The sequence below is a fragment of the Micromonospora sp. IBHARD003 genome (assembly GCF_056106285.1).
In genome coordinates this window covers 5,348,097-5,362,958 of sequence record NZ_JBWBBX010000001.1, presented here as the reverse complement: position 1 = coordinate 5,362,958, position 14,862 = coordinate 5,348,097, and the positions used below count along the sequence as shown (strand labels likewise).

14 protein-coding genes are annotated in these 14,862 nt (G+C 70.3%); 9 read left to right on the top strand and 5 right to left on the bottom strand.

All coding sequences use genetic code 11. The annotated features are described in order from the left end of the window. Window positions 1–79 precede the first annotated feature (79 nt). A complete protein-coding gene (locus ACTWOL_RS23870; RefSeq protein WP_474298804.1) occupies window positions 80–1,111 on the bottom strand; it encodes an alpha/beta hydrolase family protein in 1,032 nt (343 codons plus the stop codon). Window positions 1,112–1,578: 467 nt separating this feature from the next. On the opposite strand from ACTWOL_RS23870, the gene ACTWOL_RS23865 reads away from it, so the two are divergent. From ACTWOL_RS23865 to ACTWOL_RS23850, 4 genes are read left to right on the top strand one after another with little or no spacing between them, the layout of a single operon-like run. Then, a complete protein-coding gene (locus ACTWOL_RS23865) occupies window positions 1,579–2,577 on the top strand; it encodes an alpha/beta hydrolase (protein ID WP_474298803.1) in 999 nt (332 codons plus the stop codon). Beyond that, complete coding sequence (locus ACTWOL_RS23860) at window positions 2,570–3,757, top strand: acyltransferase family protein (RefSeq protein ID WP_474298802.1); 1,188 nt, start codon at window positions 2,570–2,572, stop codon at window positions 3,755–3,757. Before ACTWOL_RS23865 ends, ACTWOL_RS23860 begins: the two co-directional genes overlap by 8 nt. Window positions 3,758–3,767: 10 nt before the next feature. Beyond that, entirely contained in the window at window positions 3,768–5,060 is a 1,293-nt protein-coding gene (locus ACTWOL_RS23855) for a sensor histidine kinase (RefSeq protein WP_474298801.1), read from the top strand. Further along, window positions 5,057–5,734: a response regulator gene (locus ACTWOL_RS23850; RefSeq protein WP_474298800.1), complete on the top strand. Its 678-nt coding sequence runs from the start codon at window positions 5,057–5,059 to the stop codon at window positions 5,732–5,734. The genes ACTWOL_RS23855 and ACTWOL_RS23850 overlap by 4 nt, the downstream gene beginning before the upstream one ends. On the opposite strand, the gene ACTWOL_RS23845 is transcribed toward ACTWOL_RS23850, so the two are convergent. Next, complete coding sequence (locus tag ACTWOL_RS23845) at window positions 5,698–6,162, bottom strand: ATP-binding protein (protein ID WP_474298799.1); 465 nt, start codon at window positions 6,160–6,162, stop codon at window positions 5,698–5,700. The genes ACTWOL_RS23850 and ACTWOL_RS23845 overlap by 37 nt on opposite strands. A 94-nt stretch (window positions 6,163–6,256) precedes the next feature. On the opposite strand from ACTWOL_RS23845, the gene ACTWOL_RS23840 reads away from it, so the two are divergent. The 3 genes from ACTWOL_RS23840 to ACTWOL_RS23830 are packed head-to-tail and all read left to right on the top strand — an operon-like array spanning window position 6,257 to window position 8,669. Continuing rightward, window positions 6,257–7,051, top strand: coding sequence for a helix-turn-helix domain-containing protein (locus ACTWOL_RS23840; protein WP_474298798.1), 795 nt, complete (start codon window positions 6,257–6,259; stop codon window positions 7,049–7,051). After that, window positions 7,048–7,296 carry a DUF397 domain-containing protein gene (locus ACTWOL_RS23835; protein WP_474298797.1) on the top strand — a complete coding sequence of 83 codons (249 nt, stop codon included), beginning with the start codon at window positions 7,048–7,050 and terminating at the stop codon, window positions 7,294–7,296. Before ACTWOL_RS23840 ends, ACTWOL_RS23835 begins: the two co-directional genes overlap by 4 nt. After that, the gene (locus tag ACTWOL_RS23830) at window positions 7,293–8,669 is read left to right on the top strand and encodes a cytochrome P450 (protein ID WP_474298796.1); all 1,377 of its coding nucleotides are present in this window, start codon (window positions 7,293–7,295) and stop codon (window positions 8,667–8,669) included. The genes ACTWOL_RS23835 and ACTWOL_RS23830 overlap by 4 nt, the downstream gene beginning before the upstream one ends. A gap of 46 nt (window positions 8,670–8,715) precedes the next feature. On the opposite strand, the gene ACTWOL_RS23825 is transcribed toward ACTWOL_RS23830, so the two are convergent. The 3 genes from ACTWOL_RS23825 to ACTWOL_RS23815 form a co-directional block, all read right to left on the bottom strand. After that, entirely contained in the window at window positions 8,716–10,641 is a 1,926-nt protein-coding gene (locus tag ACTWOL_RS23825; RefSeq protein ID WP_474298795.1) for a LamG-like jellyroll fold domain-containing protein, read from the bottom strand. Between the two features lie 323 nt (window positions 10,642–10,964). After that, a complete protein-coding gene (locus tag ACTWOL_RS23820) occupies window positions 10,965–11,597 on the bottom strand; it encodes an alpha-ketoglutarate-dependent dioxygenase AlkB (protein ID WP_474298794.1) in 633 nt (210 codons plus the stop codon). Between the two features lie 75 nt (window positions 11,598–11,672). Beyond that, complete coding sequence (locus tag ACTWOL_RS23815) at window positions 11,673–12,656, bottom strand: aldo/keto reductase (protein WP_474298793.1); 984 nt, start codon at window positions 12,654–12,656, stop codon at window positions 11,673–11,675. 122 nt (window positions 12,657–12,778) lie between these two features. Here ACTWOL_RS23815 and ACTWOL_RS23810 point away from each other — a divergent pair, with 122 nt between their 5' ends. Together ACTWOL_RS23810 and ACTWOL_RS23805 are read left to right on the top strand one after the other, a co-directional pair. Further along, the gene (locus ACTWOL_RS23810) at window positions 12,779–13,375 is read left to right on the top strand and encodes a TetR/AcrR family transcriptional regulator (RefSeq protein ID WP_474298792.1); all 597 of its coding nucleotides are present in this window, start codon (window positions 12,779–12,781) and stop codon (window positions 13,373–13,375) included. Window positions 13,376–13,533: 158 nt separating this feature from the next. Next, on the top strand, window positions 13,534–14,745 hold the full coding sequence (locus ACTWOL_RS23805) for a pyridoxal phosphate-dependent aminotransferase (protein WP_474298791.1): 1,212 nt from the start codon (window positions 13,534–13,536) through the stop codon (window positions 14,743–14,745). Window positions 14,746–14,862: the final 117 nt, after the last annotated feature.

The window sequence follows — 14,862 nt, the reverse complement described above, 5'->3', positions numbered from 1 at the left end:
TTCGATGCGTTGTGAGTCTTCCACACATGCCGCGGTGCTGCCGTGTGTGGTCACCGGTGTGGGTGACGGTCCCGAGGGGTCAGTCCGTCACCGGTTCGACCACACGGGTCGTTGACTCCACGCCGGGGAGAGGCTTCCTGCCCGTGAGCAGGTCTTCGCCCTCGGGGCGGTCGTTGAGGTGTTTCTCGAAGAACGCCGTGGCGTATGTGGTGAAGGAACCCTGTTGGCTTTCGGGGGTCAGTTGGCGCGCGGGGCACGTGCTGTCGTTCTCACCCAGCTGGGCCGGGGGCGTCCACTGGGTGTTGAAGAAGTTGTGGTTCCCGGCGCGCAGCGAGACGGAGTACGCCGGTTCGGTGGAGTGTCCCTTGGCGTCGTCGAGGTACTGCTGACCGGATTCGCCCACCGCGCCGTCGCAGCCGCCGGTGACCACGGCCACAGGAGTGTCCGTGACGAGGGTGTCGCTGTTGTCCCCTTCCGGATCGTCGAACTTGACGGGCGCCAGGGCCAGGACGGCCCCGATGCGGACACCGTCGGGTACCTCGTTCCGGTGTTTGTCGGAGGCCTGCCACATCACGCCCTTGCCTCCCCGGGAGTGCCCCACGGTCCCGACGCGCTGCATGTCCACGTGGCGGCTCAAGGCCGGCAGTCGCTCGGCCAGAACGCCCTTGCCGTAGGACAGTTGCCGCCACAGGCGCAGGTGCTCGTTGATCAGCCGGGCGCGGTCCCCGTAGTCGAAGGACGTCATGTTGATGGCGTCCGCGCTGAGCGAGACGACCACGAAGCCGCGTTGTGCGAGTGCCTTCGCGAAGTAGTCGTAGCCGCGGTAGCTGGGGTAGGGCGTGCCCTTCTCGCAGGGCCACTGCTCGGCCTCGGGGTCGGTGCACGCGAACCACGACCCGTGGGAAACGATCACCACGGGGAGCCGTCCCCGCACGGTCTTCGGGCGGTGCACCACCACGCTTATCTCGCTGACGGTGCCGCTGTTCGGGATGGTGAAGGCCTTGTCGCCCAGGTCGTAGGTCTCGGTCACGACGCGAGTCCGGTCCTTGGCGGTCGTGCTGGAGGCGGGGGCGGGCGTCGTGCCGTTCGACGCCAGAGCAGGCGTGCTCACCCCTGTCAGGTAGGCGCCTACCAGGATGCCGGCGGTGAGCACCCGGAGCCCCGTTCTTCCCGTACCCGTGCCGACGGGCCGACGGGCCGACGTGATGTCACGTGGTCCACTCTCCCGTTGTCCAGAGCCGGGCCGGATTCCTGGCGAACGCCGTGAAGCGCCGGTTCCGCCGGGATAGAGGGAAAGATGACCGTTCCGGTTGCGTGGAGGGGCACGACGGGCGGTTCCCGGGCCGGTCACGCTCACGCCCTACGGTCAAACGCTCCAACCTCGCCGACTGGGCCGGCTATGGCTACTGCCCCTCGCACTCGCACCGACACCGGCACCGGCACCGGCACCGCATACCAGTCATACCTGGGAGCTACGTACGAGGTGGGCTCCCTGGTGTGACGCGAGCCAGATCATGTGATCCGTAGCTTCACCACCGGCAGCACGACAGATGTCCGGTACAGGAGGAGCACCCCACCATGGCAACTCGCCCGCGCAGGCGCCGGCTCGGCCGCACCCTTCTCGCCGCGCTCGTGATGGCCTCGGTGGCCGTACCGCTGTCGGGGGCGGCCCGGTCCTCCGCCGTCCCCGCGCCCGTTCCGCCCGCTCTTGCTCCGATACAGACGGCAACGCCCGCCGCCCTCACCGAGCGCTACGCCGTCAACCGCGAAGCCATCCGCGCCGCGGAGCGCATGGCCGAAGGGCACGGCGACCACCGGCGCGCCGCCGCGCTGCGCACCCTGGCGGCTCCGTCGCGGCAGTTCCTCGCCTTCGACGGCCGCGACGGCGGCCGCACGGCCGAGGTCTTCGGCGATCTCGCCACGGCCGCGCGGATCGCCGTGCTCGTCCCCGGCTCCGACACCAGCCTCGACACCTACGAGCGCTTCCACAAGGCCGCGGCTGCCCTGCACCAGGAGCTTCGGGAGCGGGGCGAGCCGGTCGCCGTGGTCGCCTGGCTCGGATACGAGACACCCGGCACGGTGAGCCCGGAGGTGCTGACCCCGGGCCGCGCCGAGGACGCCGCCCCGCAGCTGGGGGCCTTCGTCGCCGAGTTGAGTGCGCTGAGGGCAACGGCCCGGATCTCGCTGCTCTGCCACTCCTACGGCTCGGTGGTCTGCGGCGTGGCCGCGGCTCGGCCGAACACCACGGACATGGCCAGCGTTTCGGACATCGTGCTCTACGGCAGTCCCGGAGCGGGCGTCGACACCATCCGGTCCCTGCACACCAAGGCCACCGTCTGGGCCGGCCGCGGGTCCGCCGACTGGATCTCCTGGGTCCCGCACATCCGGCTGAACCTGCCGTTCACGCAGCTCGGCCTGGGGAGCAACGACCCGGTCTCCGAGGCGTTCGGCGCCCGGGTGTTCACGGCGGGCGACGTCGGCCACAGCGACTATCTGAAGCCGGGGACCGATTCGCTGCGCACCATCGCGCGGATCGCCTCCGGACGGGCCTCTTCCGAGGAGAACGGCAATGCGTGAACTGACAGGGCGGATCGAGGCCGCCACTCCCCCGAACCGCGACCGCGCCGTCGACGCCCTGCGCGCCTTCGCCATCCTGGGCGTGATCCTCGGCCACTGGCTGGTGACGGCCCTGGTCGCCGACAGCGGCACGGTGCGCGGCGCGAGCCCGTTGCAGAACATGCCCCAACTCGCCCCTGTCTCCTGGCTGTTCCAGACGCTGGCGGTGTTCTTCCTGGTGGGCGGGAAGGTCGGTGCGACGGGATACACGTCGGCGCGCGCCCGCGGCGAAACGTACCGGCAGTGGCTCGGCACCCGGATGGCCCGGCTGTTCCGGCCGGTCGCGGCCGTGCTGGTGGTCTGGGCCGTGGTGGCGGGAGCGCTGCTCGTCTCCGGGGTGGGCGTGGAGACGGTGCGCGCCCTGCTCAAGCTGGTGCTGTCCCCGATGTGGTTCCTGCTGGTCTTCGCGGCGCTGACGGCGGCGACGCCGGTGATCGCGAGGCTCAACCCGCTGTGGCCGATCGCCGTCGTCCTCCACGTCGATCTGTTCCGTTTCGGGCTGGACGGCGAAGGGTTCACGGCCTGGCAGGACATGGCCGGTTGGATCAATGTGCCGGCCGGCTGGATGGTGCCGTACTGCCTGGGGGCGCTCTGGGCCCGGGAGGGACTGCCGCGTCCCGCGACCCGGTGGACACTGCTGCTGGGCGGCGCCGCCCTCACCGCCCTGCTCGTCACATCCGCGGGCTACCCGGCCTCCATGGTCGGCGTCCCGGGTGCGGAGATCTCCAACCTCAACCCGCCGACCCTCGCCGCCGTCACCTTCGGACTCGCCCAGTGCGGGGTGGCCCTGCTGCTGCTCGAACCGCTGCGCCGGGCGCTGCGCCGACCCGCCGCATGGGCCGCCGTGGCCCTGGTGAACCTCTCCGCGATGACGGTCTTCCTCTGGCACCAGACGGCGATGATGGCGGTCACCGCGACGGGGCTGCTCGCGGGAGAGCCGCTGCCCGGACTCCACACCGTCCCGGACGGCCCCGGCTGGGTGCTCGCCCGGCTGGCCTGGCTGCCGGTGTTCGCAGGCGCTCTGCTGGTGTGCTGGGCCGCGTTCCGTACGTACGAGCAGAGGCAGCGGGCGAGCCGGGGCGGCTCCCGGGTCGTACGGGAACCGCGGACCGCCCGCGCCGCCCTGAAGATCCGTCCCTAGGATGCGACGCATGAGCGAGGGGGAAAAGAGCCGAGGGGACGCGAAGGGCAGGGGCACACGCCTGCTGGCAGCGTTGCGGGCCACACCACGGATCCTGCGCGAGGACCTGTGGACGGTGGCCCGCGACCCGTTGCCGCGTACGGGGTGGCTCGGCTGGCTGCCGCACGTCCACATGGTGCTGCTCGCCGTATTGCTGCTGATGCTCAACATGGCCACCACCACCGGCAGGATGCCGGGGCCGCTTCCGCCAAGCGTGGGTCTGCTGACCGTACTCCAGTCGGCGGCAGCCGTTCTGGCCATGTTCCGCCCGGCACCAGCCTGGTGGCTGTCGACACTCGCGTTCTTCCTGCTCACGCTGCTCCGGTCGCCTACCGAGTTCGGCGTGGACTGGCCGTGGACCTTTGGCGGGATGGTGCTGCACGGCTTCGTGCTGCTCCTTCTCGCCTTGCGCGTCCGCCCCGTCGCCGCCGTGACGGCGCTGGTGGCCACACTGCTGCTGGGGCTGCAGCGCGCTGCGGTCGCGCCTCCCCAGGACGGCCAGACCGAGTGGGCCGTGATCGTCTTCGTCGTCGCCGTCGTCATCGGCTCCTCGCAGCGCACGAGCCGGGTCGCCCGGGAACGGCTCGTCGAGCAGCAGGTGCTCACCGCCGGGGAACGCGCGAGACGCACCCTGCTCGAGGAACGCAACCGCATCGCCCGCGAGCTGCACGACGTCGTCGCCCACCACATGTCGGTGATATCGATCCAGGCGCAGGTCGCCCCGCGTCTGGTCGAGAATCCTCCGGACGCGCTGAAGGAGAATCTCGCGGGCATCCGCGAGAACGCGGTGGAGGCACTGACCGAACTGCGCCGCGTACTAGGGGTGTTGCGAGCCGAGGACGCCCTGGCGGACGGAGTACGGCACGCCCCGCAGCCCACCCTGGCCCGGCTGGACGAACTCGTCGCCAACGTCCGCGGCGCCGGTCTCACGGTCACCACGGAGACCACCGGCGAACGCCGGGCCCTGTCACCGGGTGTCGAGCTGTCGGCGTTCCGTATCGTCCAGGAGGCGTTGAGCAACGCGATACGGCACGCCCCCGGAGCGTCCGTCCGTGTCGAGCTCGACTACCGCGGGGACCGTCTGGCCCTCCGGATCACCAACACCCCGCCCCACAAGCCGCCTCCGCCTTCGCCGGGCGCCGGTCACGGGATACTGGGCATGCGCGAACGCGCCGCCATGCTGGGCGGATGGCTCGACGCGGGCCGCACACCCGACGGCGGCTGGGAAGTGACCACGATCCTGCCCACCGAGGACCCCGTATGACGACGACCCCCATCCGCGTACTGATCGCCGACGACCAGATGATGGTCCGCCAGGGCTTCACGGTGCTCCTCAACGGCGAACCGGACATCGAGGTCGTCGGACAGGCCGTCGACGGTCACGACGCCATCACCCAGGTCGCCGAACTCGCCCCGGACGTCGTCCTGATGGACATCCGTATGCCCGGCCTCGGCGGCATCGAGGCGACCCAGCGGATCACCGCCCCCGCCGGATCGACCGTCAAGGTCCTCGTCCTGACCACCTTCGATCTGGACGAGTACGTGTACGAGGCGCTGCGCGCGGGCGCGTCCGGATTCCTGCTGAAGGACGCGTCGGCGGACGAACTCGCCCACGCTGTACGGGTGGTGGCGGCCGGCGACGCCCTGCTCTCCCCGAACATCACCAAGCGGCTCATCGGTGAGTTCTCCCGGGCGACCCAGACTCCCCGCGCCCCGCGCAAGGACCGCGTCGGGGTGCTGACGGAACGCGAGACCGAGGTGCTGTCCCTGATAGCGCAGGGCCTGTCGAACGGGGAAATCGCCGAGCAGCTGGTCGTCGCCGAACAGACGGTGAAGACCCATGTAGGCCGCATTCTGGTCAAGTTGGGTCTGCGCGACCGCACACAGGCCACGGTCTTCGCCTACGAGACCGGGCTCGTCCGCCCCTCCGGATACTGAGCACCGACGGCAGCGGTCGCGGGAGCACAGGACGGTGGCGACAGAACGAACCACACGGTCTTGCCGATGCCGCACGCACGGGGACGCGCGCCCCAGGCATCGGCGAGCGCGGCGACGATCGCGAGGCCCCGCCCGGACTCGTCATCGGGCGCGGCGAGGCGCGGGGCAGGAAGGACGTCGCTGGCGTCCGAGACCTCGACCCGCAGCGACCGGTCCCACCGCAGCACACACCGCGCCCGGATCTCCCGGCCCGGCGACACCCTGGCATGCCGGCAGGCATTGGTCATCAGCTCACTGAGCAGCAGAACGGCGGTTTCCGTCGTCTCCTCGGGGAGCTTCCACTCCTTCGCCTGCGCTGCCAGGAACGCACGGGCCCGGCCCACGCTGCGCGGGTGGCGCGAAAGCCACCACTCGATGTGCTGATTCATGGCGCATACGCTGCTGGCACGGGCCTAGCCTCATGAAGTAACGACATGGGTACGCACGGTGGTTGTACCCACCACGTCCTGGGGAGGCAAAGCCGTGAGCGAGGCGTGGCGGTACTGCGGCAGCCAGATCAAGCTGTGGCGTACGGAGGCGGGCATCAGCCGTGAACAGCTCGCCAGGGAAGCGAACTACGAGTACGAGACCATCAAGTCCATGGAGCAGGGCCGCAGAAAGCCGAGCGTACGGCTGCTCCAGGTCGCGGACCAGATGCTGGGTGCGGGCGGGAAGCTGCTGGCGGCACAGGAGTTCCTGAAGCCGGAGCCGTTTCCGGCGCGTGCGCAGGAGTTCATGGAGCTGGAGAAGGAAGCCATCGCGCACCACTCGTACGACACCGTTCTGATCCCGGGCCTCCTCCAGACCGAAGCGTACGCCCGCACCCTGATCAGCGAGAGCCATCCGCCACTTGACGACGAGACCGTCGAGGAACGCGTCCGGGGACGGCTTCAGCGACAGGATGCGCTGACCCGCAGGACCGGTACGGTGTACAGCTTCGTCCTCTACGAGGCGGCATTCCGGACGCTGGTGGGCGGCCCGGAGATGATGCGCTCACAGCTTGAACACCTGTTGAAGATGGGCACCTTGCGCAATGTGTCGATCCAGGTGCTGCCACGCGGCAAGTGCAACGGCCTGGCACTGAACGGCTCGATGATTCTGCTGGAGACCGAAGACCATGAGCGGTATGCCTACGTCGAGGCACCGAAGACGAGCGCACTCCACTCGGAGCCTTGCAAGGTAAGCGCCATCGCCGAGACGCATGGCATGATCCGCATGCAGGCTCTCGGCGTCGAGGAATCAGCGAACTTCATCAGGGAAGTGGCGGAGGAACTATGAGCGAGCGTCTCACATGGTTCAAGTCAAGCTACAGCGACAGCGAAGGCGGCGCCTGCCTCGAAGTCGCCCTCGACTGGCTTAAGTCCACGTACAGCGACAGCCAAGGCGGCGACTGCGTCGAGGTCGCCACCTGCCCCTGCCCCCACACCGTCCACGTCCGGGACTCCAAGCTCGGCGAGACCAGCCCCGCCTTCGCCGTCCCCGCGGCCACCTGGACCGCCTTCCTGGACGGCGTCACCGCATGACGGCCGTGACGGCCACGGGCGGCAAGGTCCCCGGCCCCGCCGGAGTGCCCCTACTGGGCTCCCTGTTCGACCTCAAGCGGGACTCCCTCGGCACCTATCTCAACGCCCGGCGCGAGCACGGTGACGTCGTCAGATTCTCCGCCGGTCCGCCCGGGCTGAGGATGGAGCTGTACGGGGTGTTCTCCGCCGAGGGCGCCCAGCAGGTGCTGGCGACCGACGCGGCCAACTTCCGCAAGGACAACGCGTTTTACGAGGAGGTCCGGGAGTCCTTCGGCAACGGTCTGCTGACCAGCCAGGACGAGGACTACATGCGCCAGCGGCGCCTTATGCAGCCGCTGTTCACGCGCCGCCGCGTCGACGGATACGCCGCGGCCGTCACCGACGAGACCGATGTGCTCCTCGCGCGCTGGAAGGACGCCCCGGCGTCCACCGTCGACGTGGTCGACGAGATGACCGGGCTCGCGCTGCGCGCGGTGGCCCGCATCCTGTTCGGCACGGACGTCGAGGAGGCGGTGCACGTCATCGAGCGCTGCTTCCCGGTGATCGGGAACTACACGCTGCGCCGCGGGTATTCGCCCGTCAATCCGCCGCGCAGCTGGCCGACCCCCGCCAACCGCGGTGCCGCCTCCGCGACGGAGGAGCTGTACGGGGTGTGCGACCGGATCATCGAGCAGCGGCGCGCGGAAGGGGACGGGGCGAAGGGCGACGATCTGCTCACCCTTCTCTCGCAGGCGCGGAGCGCCGAGGACGGCAGCCTGGACGCGTCCGAGATAAGGGACCAAGTCCTGATCTTCCTGCTGGCGGGGCATGAGACGACGGCCACCTCACTGGCGTTCTCCCTCCACCTGCTGGCCCGGCATCCCGAACTCCAGGCCCGGGCACGGGCGGAGGCCGTACGCGTACTGGCGGGCCGGACGCCCGAGGCGTACGACATCGACGCGCTGCCGTATCTGACGCAGGTGCTGAAGGAGGCCATGCGGCTCTATCCGGCGGCGCCGGTCATCGGCCGGCAGGCGGTCGCCGCGGCCGAGGTCGGCGGGCTCACGATTCCGGCCGGTGCGGATGTGATCGTGGCCCCGTGGGTGACGCACCGGCATCCGCGGTACTGGGAGGAGCCGGAGCGCTTCGACCCCGATCGCTTCGAACCGGGTCGGGAGAAGGACCGGCCGCGGTACGCCTGGTTCCCGTTCGGGGGCGGCCCGCGGGCCTGCATCGGTCAGCACTTCTCGATGCTGGAGTCGGTCCTCTCGCTCTCGATGATCCTGCGGGCGTACGAGCTGGAGGCCGTGGACGGGGAGGTTCCCGTCGAAGCCGGGATCACCCTGCGCGCGGCCGGGCCGGCGCGCTGCCGGCTGCGCCCGGTCGACAACTGACAACGGCTGACGACTGCTGACGGCGGGCTCGCCGACCGGACTCAGGTCACTTCGGCGGCGGGCTCTTCGCCAGCAGTGCGGCCTCCGATGTTCCGAGGGCGCGGGGGAAGGCCCGTACGTCCCCGATGAGGCCGTCGAACCGGTCGGAGTCCCCACCGCCCCACTTGGCGCGTCCGGCGACGAAGTTGCCCCGGGCGCCCCAGTCGCCCGAGTGTCTCTCGGTGTCCTCCAGTACACCGTTGACGTACAGGCGCAGTTCGTCCGCGTCGTCGTCGTAGACACCCGTGAGGTGCACCCAGGTGCCGACCGCCGGCCGTGTCACGGACTCGGCCTGGTCGTAGTCCGCGCGGGTGGAGTCGTCGTCGAGGACGGCCATGGTCCAGCGGTCGATGCGCGAGTCGTACTGGAGGAAGAAGCCGCTGATCCGGTCGCCGTCCTGACTCACCGCGGTGCGGAAGGCCCCCTTCGACCCGAGGTTCACCCAGGCGGCGACGGTGTAACTGTGGTTGGTGTCCACGGCGGAGCGCACCGACTCGACGTACTGGCTCCGTCCGTCGAAGCGGAGCGCTCCGCCGGCGGGGCTCGGACCGCCCACCAGCACACCGGTGTTGCCGTTGCCGGACCCGTCGGCGGTCGCGGCGCCGGTGTTCTGCCCGAAGTTCCAGGAGACCACGGCGCCGGGGACGACCGGTGGTGCGGGCGTCGGCGGCTTGTGGCTCGGGGACGCGCTGGGGCGTGGGGACTTCCCGCGTTCCGGCGGCGGCAGCGTGGACGTGCTCGGCGACGGAGAAGGGGACGGGGAGGCCGACGGCGAAGCCGACGCGGATGCCGATGCGGATGCGGTCGGCGGCAGCGCCGTCGCGGGCACGAGGGCACCGCTCGCGACCGGCGGCCCTACGGGATCGCTCGCGGTGAACGCCACGATCGTGGCCGGTACGCCCACGGCGAGGCAGACCAGCGCCCCCACGGCGGCCAGTCGGCGCGCCCGCTGTGTGCGGGGCAGCCCGGGCGCGAGGCCGGAACGGGCCATGAGCACCGCGCCGCCGATGCGTGCGAGCCCACGCCCGCTCGATGGCCGGGATCCGGCGGTGCGTTCGCCCTGCGGGTCACCGGCCGGGCGCTGCGCGACATACCGGGCACCGCCCCATGCCAGGACGCCTTCGGCGAGCAGGATGCCGTGACCGCCGTGCATCCGCTGGAGGTCGTCGTAGGCGCGGCTGCAGCCCGGGCACTGTGCGAGGTGGGACTTCAGATGGCTGTCCATGGGGTTGGCACCGAGCCGTGCGGACGCCACGACGATACGGGTGAAGTGCCGGCATTCGCCCTCGGCCTGGTCCTCGTAGACCCGCACATAGGCGATGCGGAAGGCGTCGCGCGCGCTCGCCGGACTGCCCGGGGTCGCCTCGGCGGCGCCGATGTAGCGGCTGATCGTCGCCAGGTCCTCGCCCTCCACGACGTCGTGCCACAGCACCGTCTGTGTGCGCGCCGGAAGACCGGAGAACGCCTCCAGGGCCAACGACGGGACGTCGCCTCTCGCTCGCCCGCCCCCTTCACCGGCCTCCAGCGTTCTGCGCAGATCGGGGCCGAGGTCGGCGCCACGGCCGGAGCGCATCCAGGAAGCGGCGACACCCAGCACCGCGGTGAGCAACCGTGGACGCCAGGCGAGGTCTGACAACGTTGGCACGTCGCGGATCGCGATCCGGCCGGCCTCAGCGGCGAGTTCGCCCGCGGAGTGAGGGGTGGCCGCGCACAACGCCGCGAACCGCAGGAGCGCAGCGCCGTGACGGTCGTACAGCTCTGCGGCTGCCCGGTCGGCGGAAGCGGGACGGCAGCGGACGATCCGTACGAGGGCGGTGTCGGCGACGCGTTCGCCGTCATAACCGTAGTAGAGGAGGTCGTCGCTCGCGGAACGGGTGGTCCGCGCCTCCCCCGCACCCACTGGGGATCTGGCGTCCTGTCCGGACTGCACCACCTGGTTTGCTCCTGGTTCACTCGTCAGTCCGGCGATCAAGGGGCGCTGCGAACCATCGACTTCCCCCTGGGTCCCCTCCCCTGCTGCTGTACGCAGGGGCCCCGACGGGACCACTCACCGGACCATCGCTCGCGCGTGTCGGTCGTGGCGTAGACGTCAACCAGCCACTGAGTGGCTGAATCTACTTGGACCTTCGGGCGACGTCCAGCAGCCGCAACGACGAGAATACGGACGAACACCCTCCGGTTTCAAGGGTGTTGCTCCGGACTCGTTCGAACGCGGCACACAGGCTCCGGACACTCCAGAGGCCCTGACGCCCCGCCTCAACTCACCCCGCACGGACGGAACTGGATGCTGATCCTGGGCCCGACCGCCCGTGTGGTCTTCGGGACGGCATGCTCCCAGGTCCGCTGGCAGGAGCCGCCCATGACGAGGAGGTCTCCGTGCCCGAGCGCCTTGCGGACCGTGGGGCCGCCGCCGTCGCGGGGGCGGAGTGCCAGATCGCGCGGGGAGCCGACGGAGAGGATCGCGACCATCGTGTCCTCGCGGGAGCCGCGCCCGTGGGTGTCACCGTGCCAGGCGACGCTGTCGTGGCCATCGCGGTAGTAGCAGAGCCCCGCCGTCACGAATCCCTCCCCGAGCTCGCCGGCGTAGTGCGCGGACAGAGCTTCCCTCGCCTCGACGAGGACGGGGTGCGGGAGGGGTTCGCGCTCGCGGTAGTAGGCGAGCAGCCGGGGCACGTCGACCTCGCGGTCGTACATCTGCCGGCGCTCGGCGTGCCAGGGGACGCCCTCGGCCAGCTCCTCGAACAGGGCGTCGGCGCCGGTGAGCCAGCCCGACAGCGCATCGATCCAGGCGCCGGCACCGAGCACGGTGCGGTGGACGCCCGTCAGCGGACCGAGGTGGATCTCGTCGCTCTGGTCGAAGAGCGAGCCCTGGAGGTGGACGGCTGCCATGCCTCCAGGGTACCCAGATAACCGAACAAATGAACGATAGCCGCGGGCGCGGCCCGCACGGCAGAAGCCCGGGCGTCAGCCGTTGAGCATCTGCATGAACGCGGGCGAGTAGCGGTCGCCGGACGCGACACCACGCGGCGCCACGGCCTCGAGGGACGCGAGGTCATCGGCGGTGAGGGTCACGTCCAGGGCCGCCACGTTCTCCTCCAGGTAGCGGCGGCGCTTGGTGCCGGGGATCGGGACCGCACCCTGGCGCAGCACCCAGGCCAGCGCCAGCTGGGACGGGGTGACCGACTTCTCCTCGGCCAGGCGCCGCACCTCGTCGACGACGGCGAGGTTCCGGGCGAAGTTCTCCCCCTGGAAGCGCGGGTCGGTACGGCGGTAGTCGTCCTCGGCGAAGTCGTCGGGCGAGGTGATCGCACCGGACAGGAAGCCGCGACCGAGGGGCGAGTAGGCGACGAGGCCGATACCGAGCTCGCTCAGCGCGGCCCGGACGCCGTCACCCTCGAGGCCCCGCTCGAAGAGCGAGTACTCGGTCTGCACGGCGGTGAGCGGATGGACGGCGTGCGCACGCCGGATGGTCGCGGCCGCCGCCTCACTCAGCCCCAGATAGCGGACCTTGCCGGCCGTGACGAGCTCCGCCATGGCGCCGACGCTCTCCTCGATGGGCACGTTCGGGTCGACGCGGTGCAGGTAGTAGAGGTCGATGTGGTCCGTGCCGAGGTGGCGCAGGGAGCGGTCCGCGGCCCGGTGAATGTACTCGGGCCGGCCGTTGAGACCGACGACGGCGCCCTCGTCGGTGAACTCGAACCCGGTCTTGGTGGCGATCACGACGTTCTCGCGGCGGCCGGCGACCGCCTTGGCGACCAGTTGCTCGTTGACGAAGGGACCGTACCCCTCGGCGGTGTCCAGCATGGTGACCCCGAGGTCCAGGGCACGGTCGATCGTGGCCAGCGCCTCGACCTCGTCGATCGCGCCGTAGAAGGCGCTCATCCCCATGCAGCCGAGCCCCTCGGCTCCGACGACCAGACCCTGGGATCCCAGTGCACGCTGCTCCATGACGCTCTCCGCTCGCTCTGCGCGGGTCACGACCCGCTAAGTAACTAACTCGTTAGTTTCACTATGAGGCAAGCCTCTGCGCGATGTCAATAACTGGATAGTTACCGGGTACGCTGCTCCGCATGGCACGGGACTCCAGCGCTACCAAGGCACGCTTGCTCGACGCGGCTCTCACCGAGTTCGCCGAGTACGGCATCGCGGGCGCCCGGGTCGACCGCATCGCCGAGGCGGCCGGGGCGAACAAGCGCCTGATCTACGTCTACTTCGGCAACAAGGAGCAGCTCTTCGACCGGGTTCTCCAGCAGGCCATGGAGGAGGGCGCCGAGTCGGTGCCGTTCGACGCCAGGGACCTGCCCGGTTACGCCGGCGCGATCTTCGACCATCTGGCGGACCGGCCGGAGCTGATGCGGCTCGTCACCTGGAAGCAGCTGGAACGCCCCGGGACATCGGCGGCCGGCGCCGATGCCTACCGCCACAAGGCCGCCGGCGTGGCCGCCGAACAGGAGGCCGGACGCATCGACGCGGGCACCGACCCCGCCGACATGCTCACGCTCGTACTCTCCCTGGCCCAGTCGTGGTTCGCCGCGCCCGGCGGCCCCGCCACCGACGCGGACGGCACCCCGTGGCACGAAGAGCACAGGGCCCGTTACCGCGCCGCCGTCGTGGCGGCGGTGGCGCGCATCGTCGCACCGTCCGCGGACGGCGGACCCCGGCCCTGACGGGGCCGGCCGAGGCTCTCCAGCCCGTGCCGCCCTCACCCGAACGGGCGGCACCGTGAGCGCCTACGGCCCCCGCGACCTGCGGCGGGCCGCCGGGCCGACCACGACGTGGCCCAAAACACGGAGCGCCCCGCGCGGCACCCCCGTAAGCTCGCGTCATGCAGGTGATCCAGTCGACCAAGCTCGCCAACGTCTGTTACGAGATCCGGGGCCCGGTACTCGAGGAGGCGATGCGACTGGAGGCCGCGGGGCACCGCATCCTCAAGCTGAACACCGGCAACCCCGCCGCGTTCGGCTTCGAATGCCCGCCGGCGATCCTCGAGGACGTCCTGCGGAACGTGGCCGGCGCCCATGGATACGGCGACGCGAAGGGCCTGCTGAGCGCGCGGCGCGCGATCATGAGCCACTACGAGACCAAGGGCATCCCGCTGTCGGTCGAGGACATCTACCTCGGCAACGGCGTCTCAGAGCTGATCCAGATGTCGATGCAGGCACTGCTCGACGACGGTGACGAGGTGCTCGTACCGGCTCCGGACTACCCGCTGTGGACCGCCTCCGTCTCGCTCTCCGGCGGCACGGCCGTGCACTACCGCTGCGACGAGCAGTCCGACTGGATGCCCGACCTCGCGGACATCGAGCGGAAGATCACCGACCGCACCAAGGCGATCGTGATCATCAACCCGAACAATCCGACCGGCGCCGTCTACGACGACGAGGTACTGCGCGGCCTCACCGAGATCGCCCGCCGCCACCAGCTGGTCGTCTGCTCCGACGAGATCTACGACAAGATCCTCTACGACGGGGCCACCCACACGCCGACGGCCGCGATCGCACCCGATCTGATGGTGCTGACCTTCAACGGGATGTCCAAGAACTACCGGGTGGCGGGCTACCGCAGCGGCTGGCTCGCGGTCTGCGGCCCGAAGGCGCACGCGTCGTCCTACATCGAGGGCCTGACGATCCTGGCGAACATGCGGCTGTGCGCCAATATGCCGGCGCAGCACGCGGTCGCCGCGGCGCTCCAGGGGCGGCAGTCGATCGAGGAGCTGGTGCTCCCGGGCGGGCGGCTGCTGGAGCAGCGGGACGTGGCGTACGACCTGCTGACCCAGATCCCCGGGGTGACCTGCGTGAAGCCGAAGGGGGCGCTCTATCTGTTCCCGCGGCTGGACCCGAACGTCTTCAAGGTCAAGGACGACCGGAAGATGGTGCTCGACCTGCTCCGGACCGAGAAGATCATGGTCGTCCACGGCACCGGCTTCAACTGGCACGAGCCCGACCACTTCCGGATCGTCACCCTGCCGAACGCGAAGGACCTGGCGGACGCGGTGACCCGGATAGGGAACTTCCTGGACGGGTACAGCCAGCCCTGACGCGGCCCGCAGGGTCTGCCGGGCCCAGGCCACGGCCTCCGGCGAGAGTTTCCCGGACAGATTCCCGATCCGGCACAACTTTAGACAGAATCCAATGTAGGATGGCCTCCTGACAGT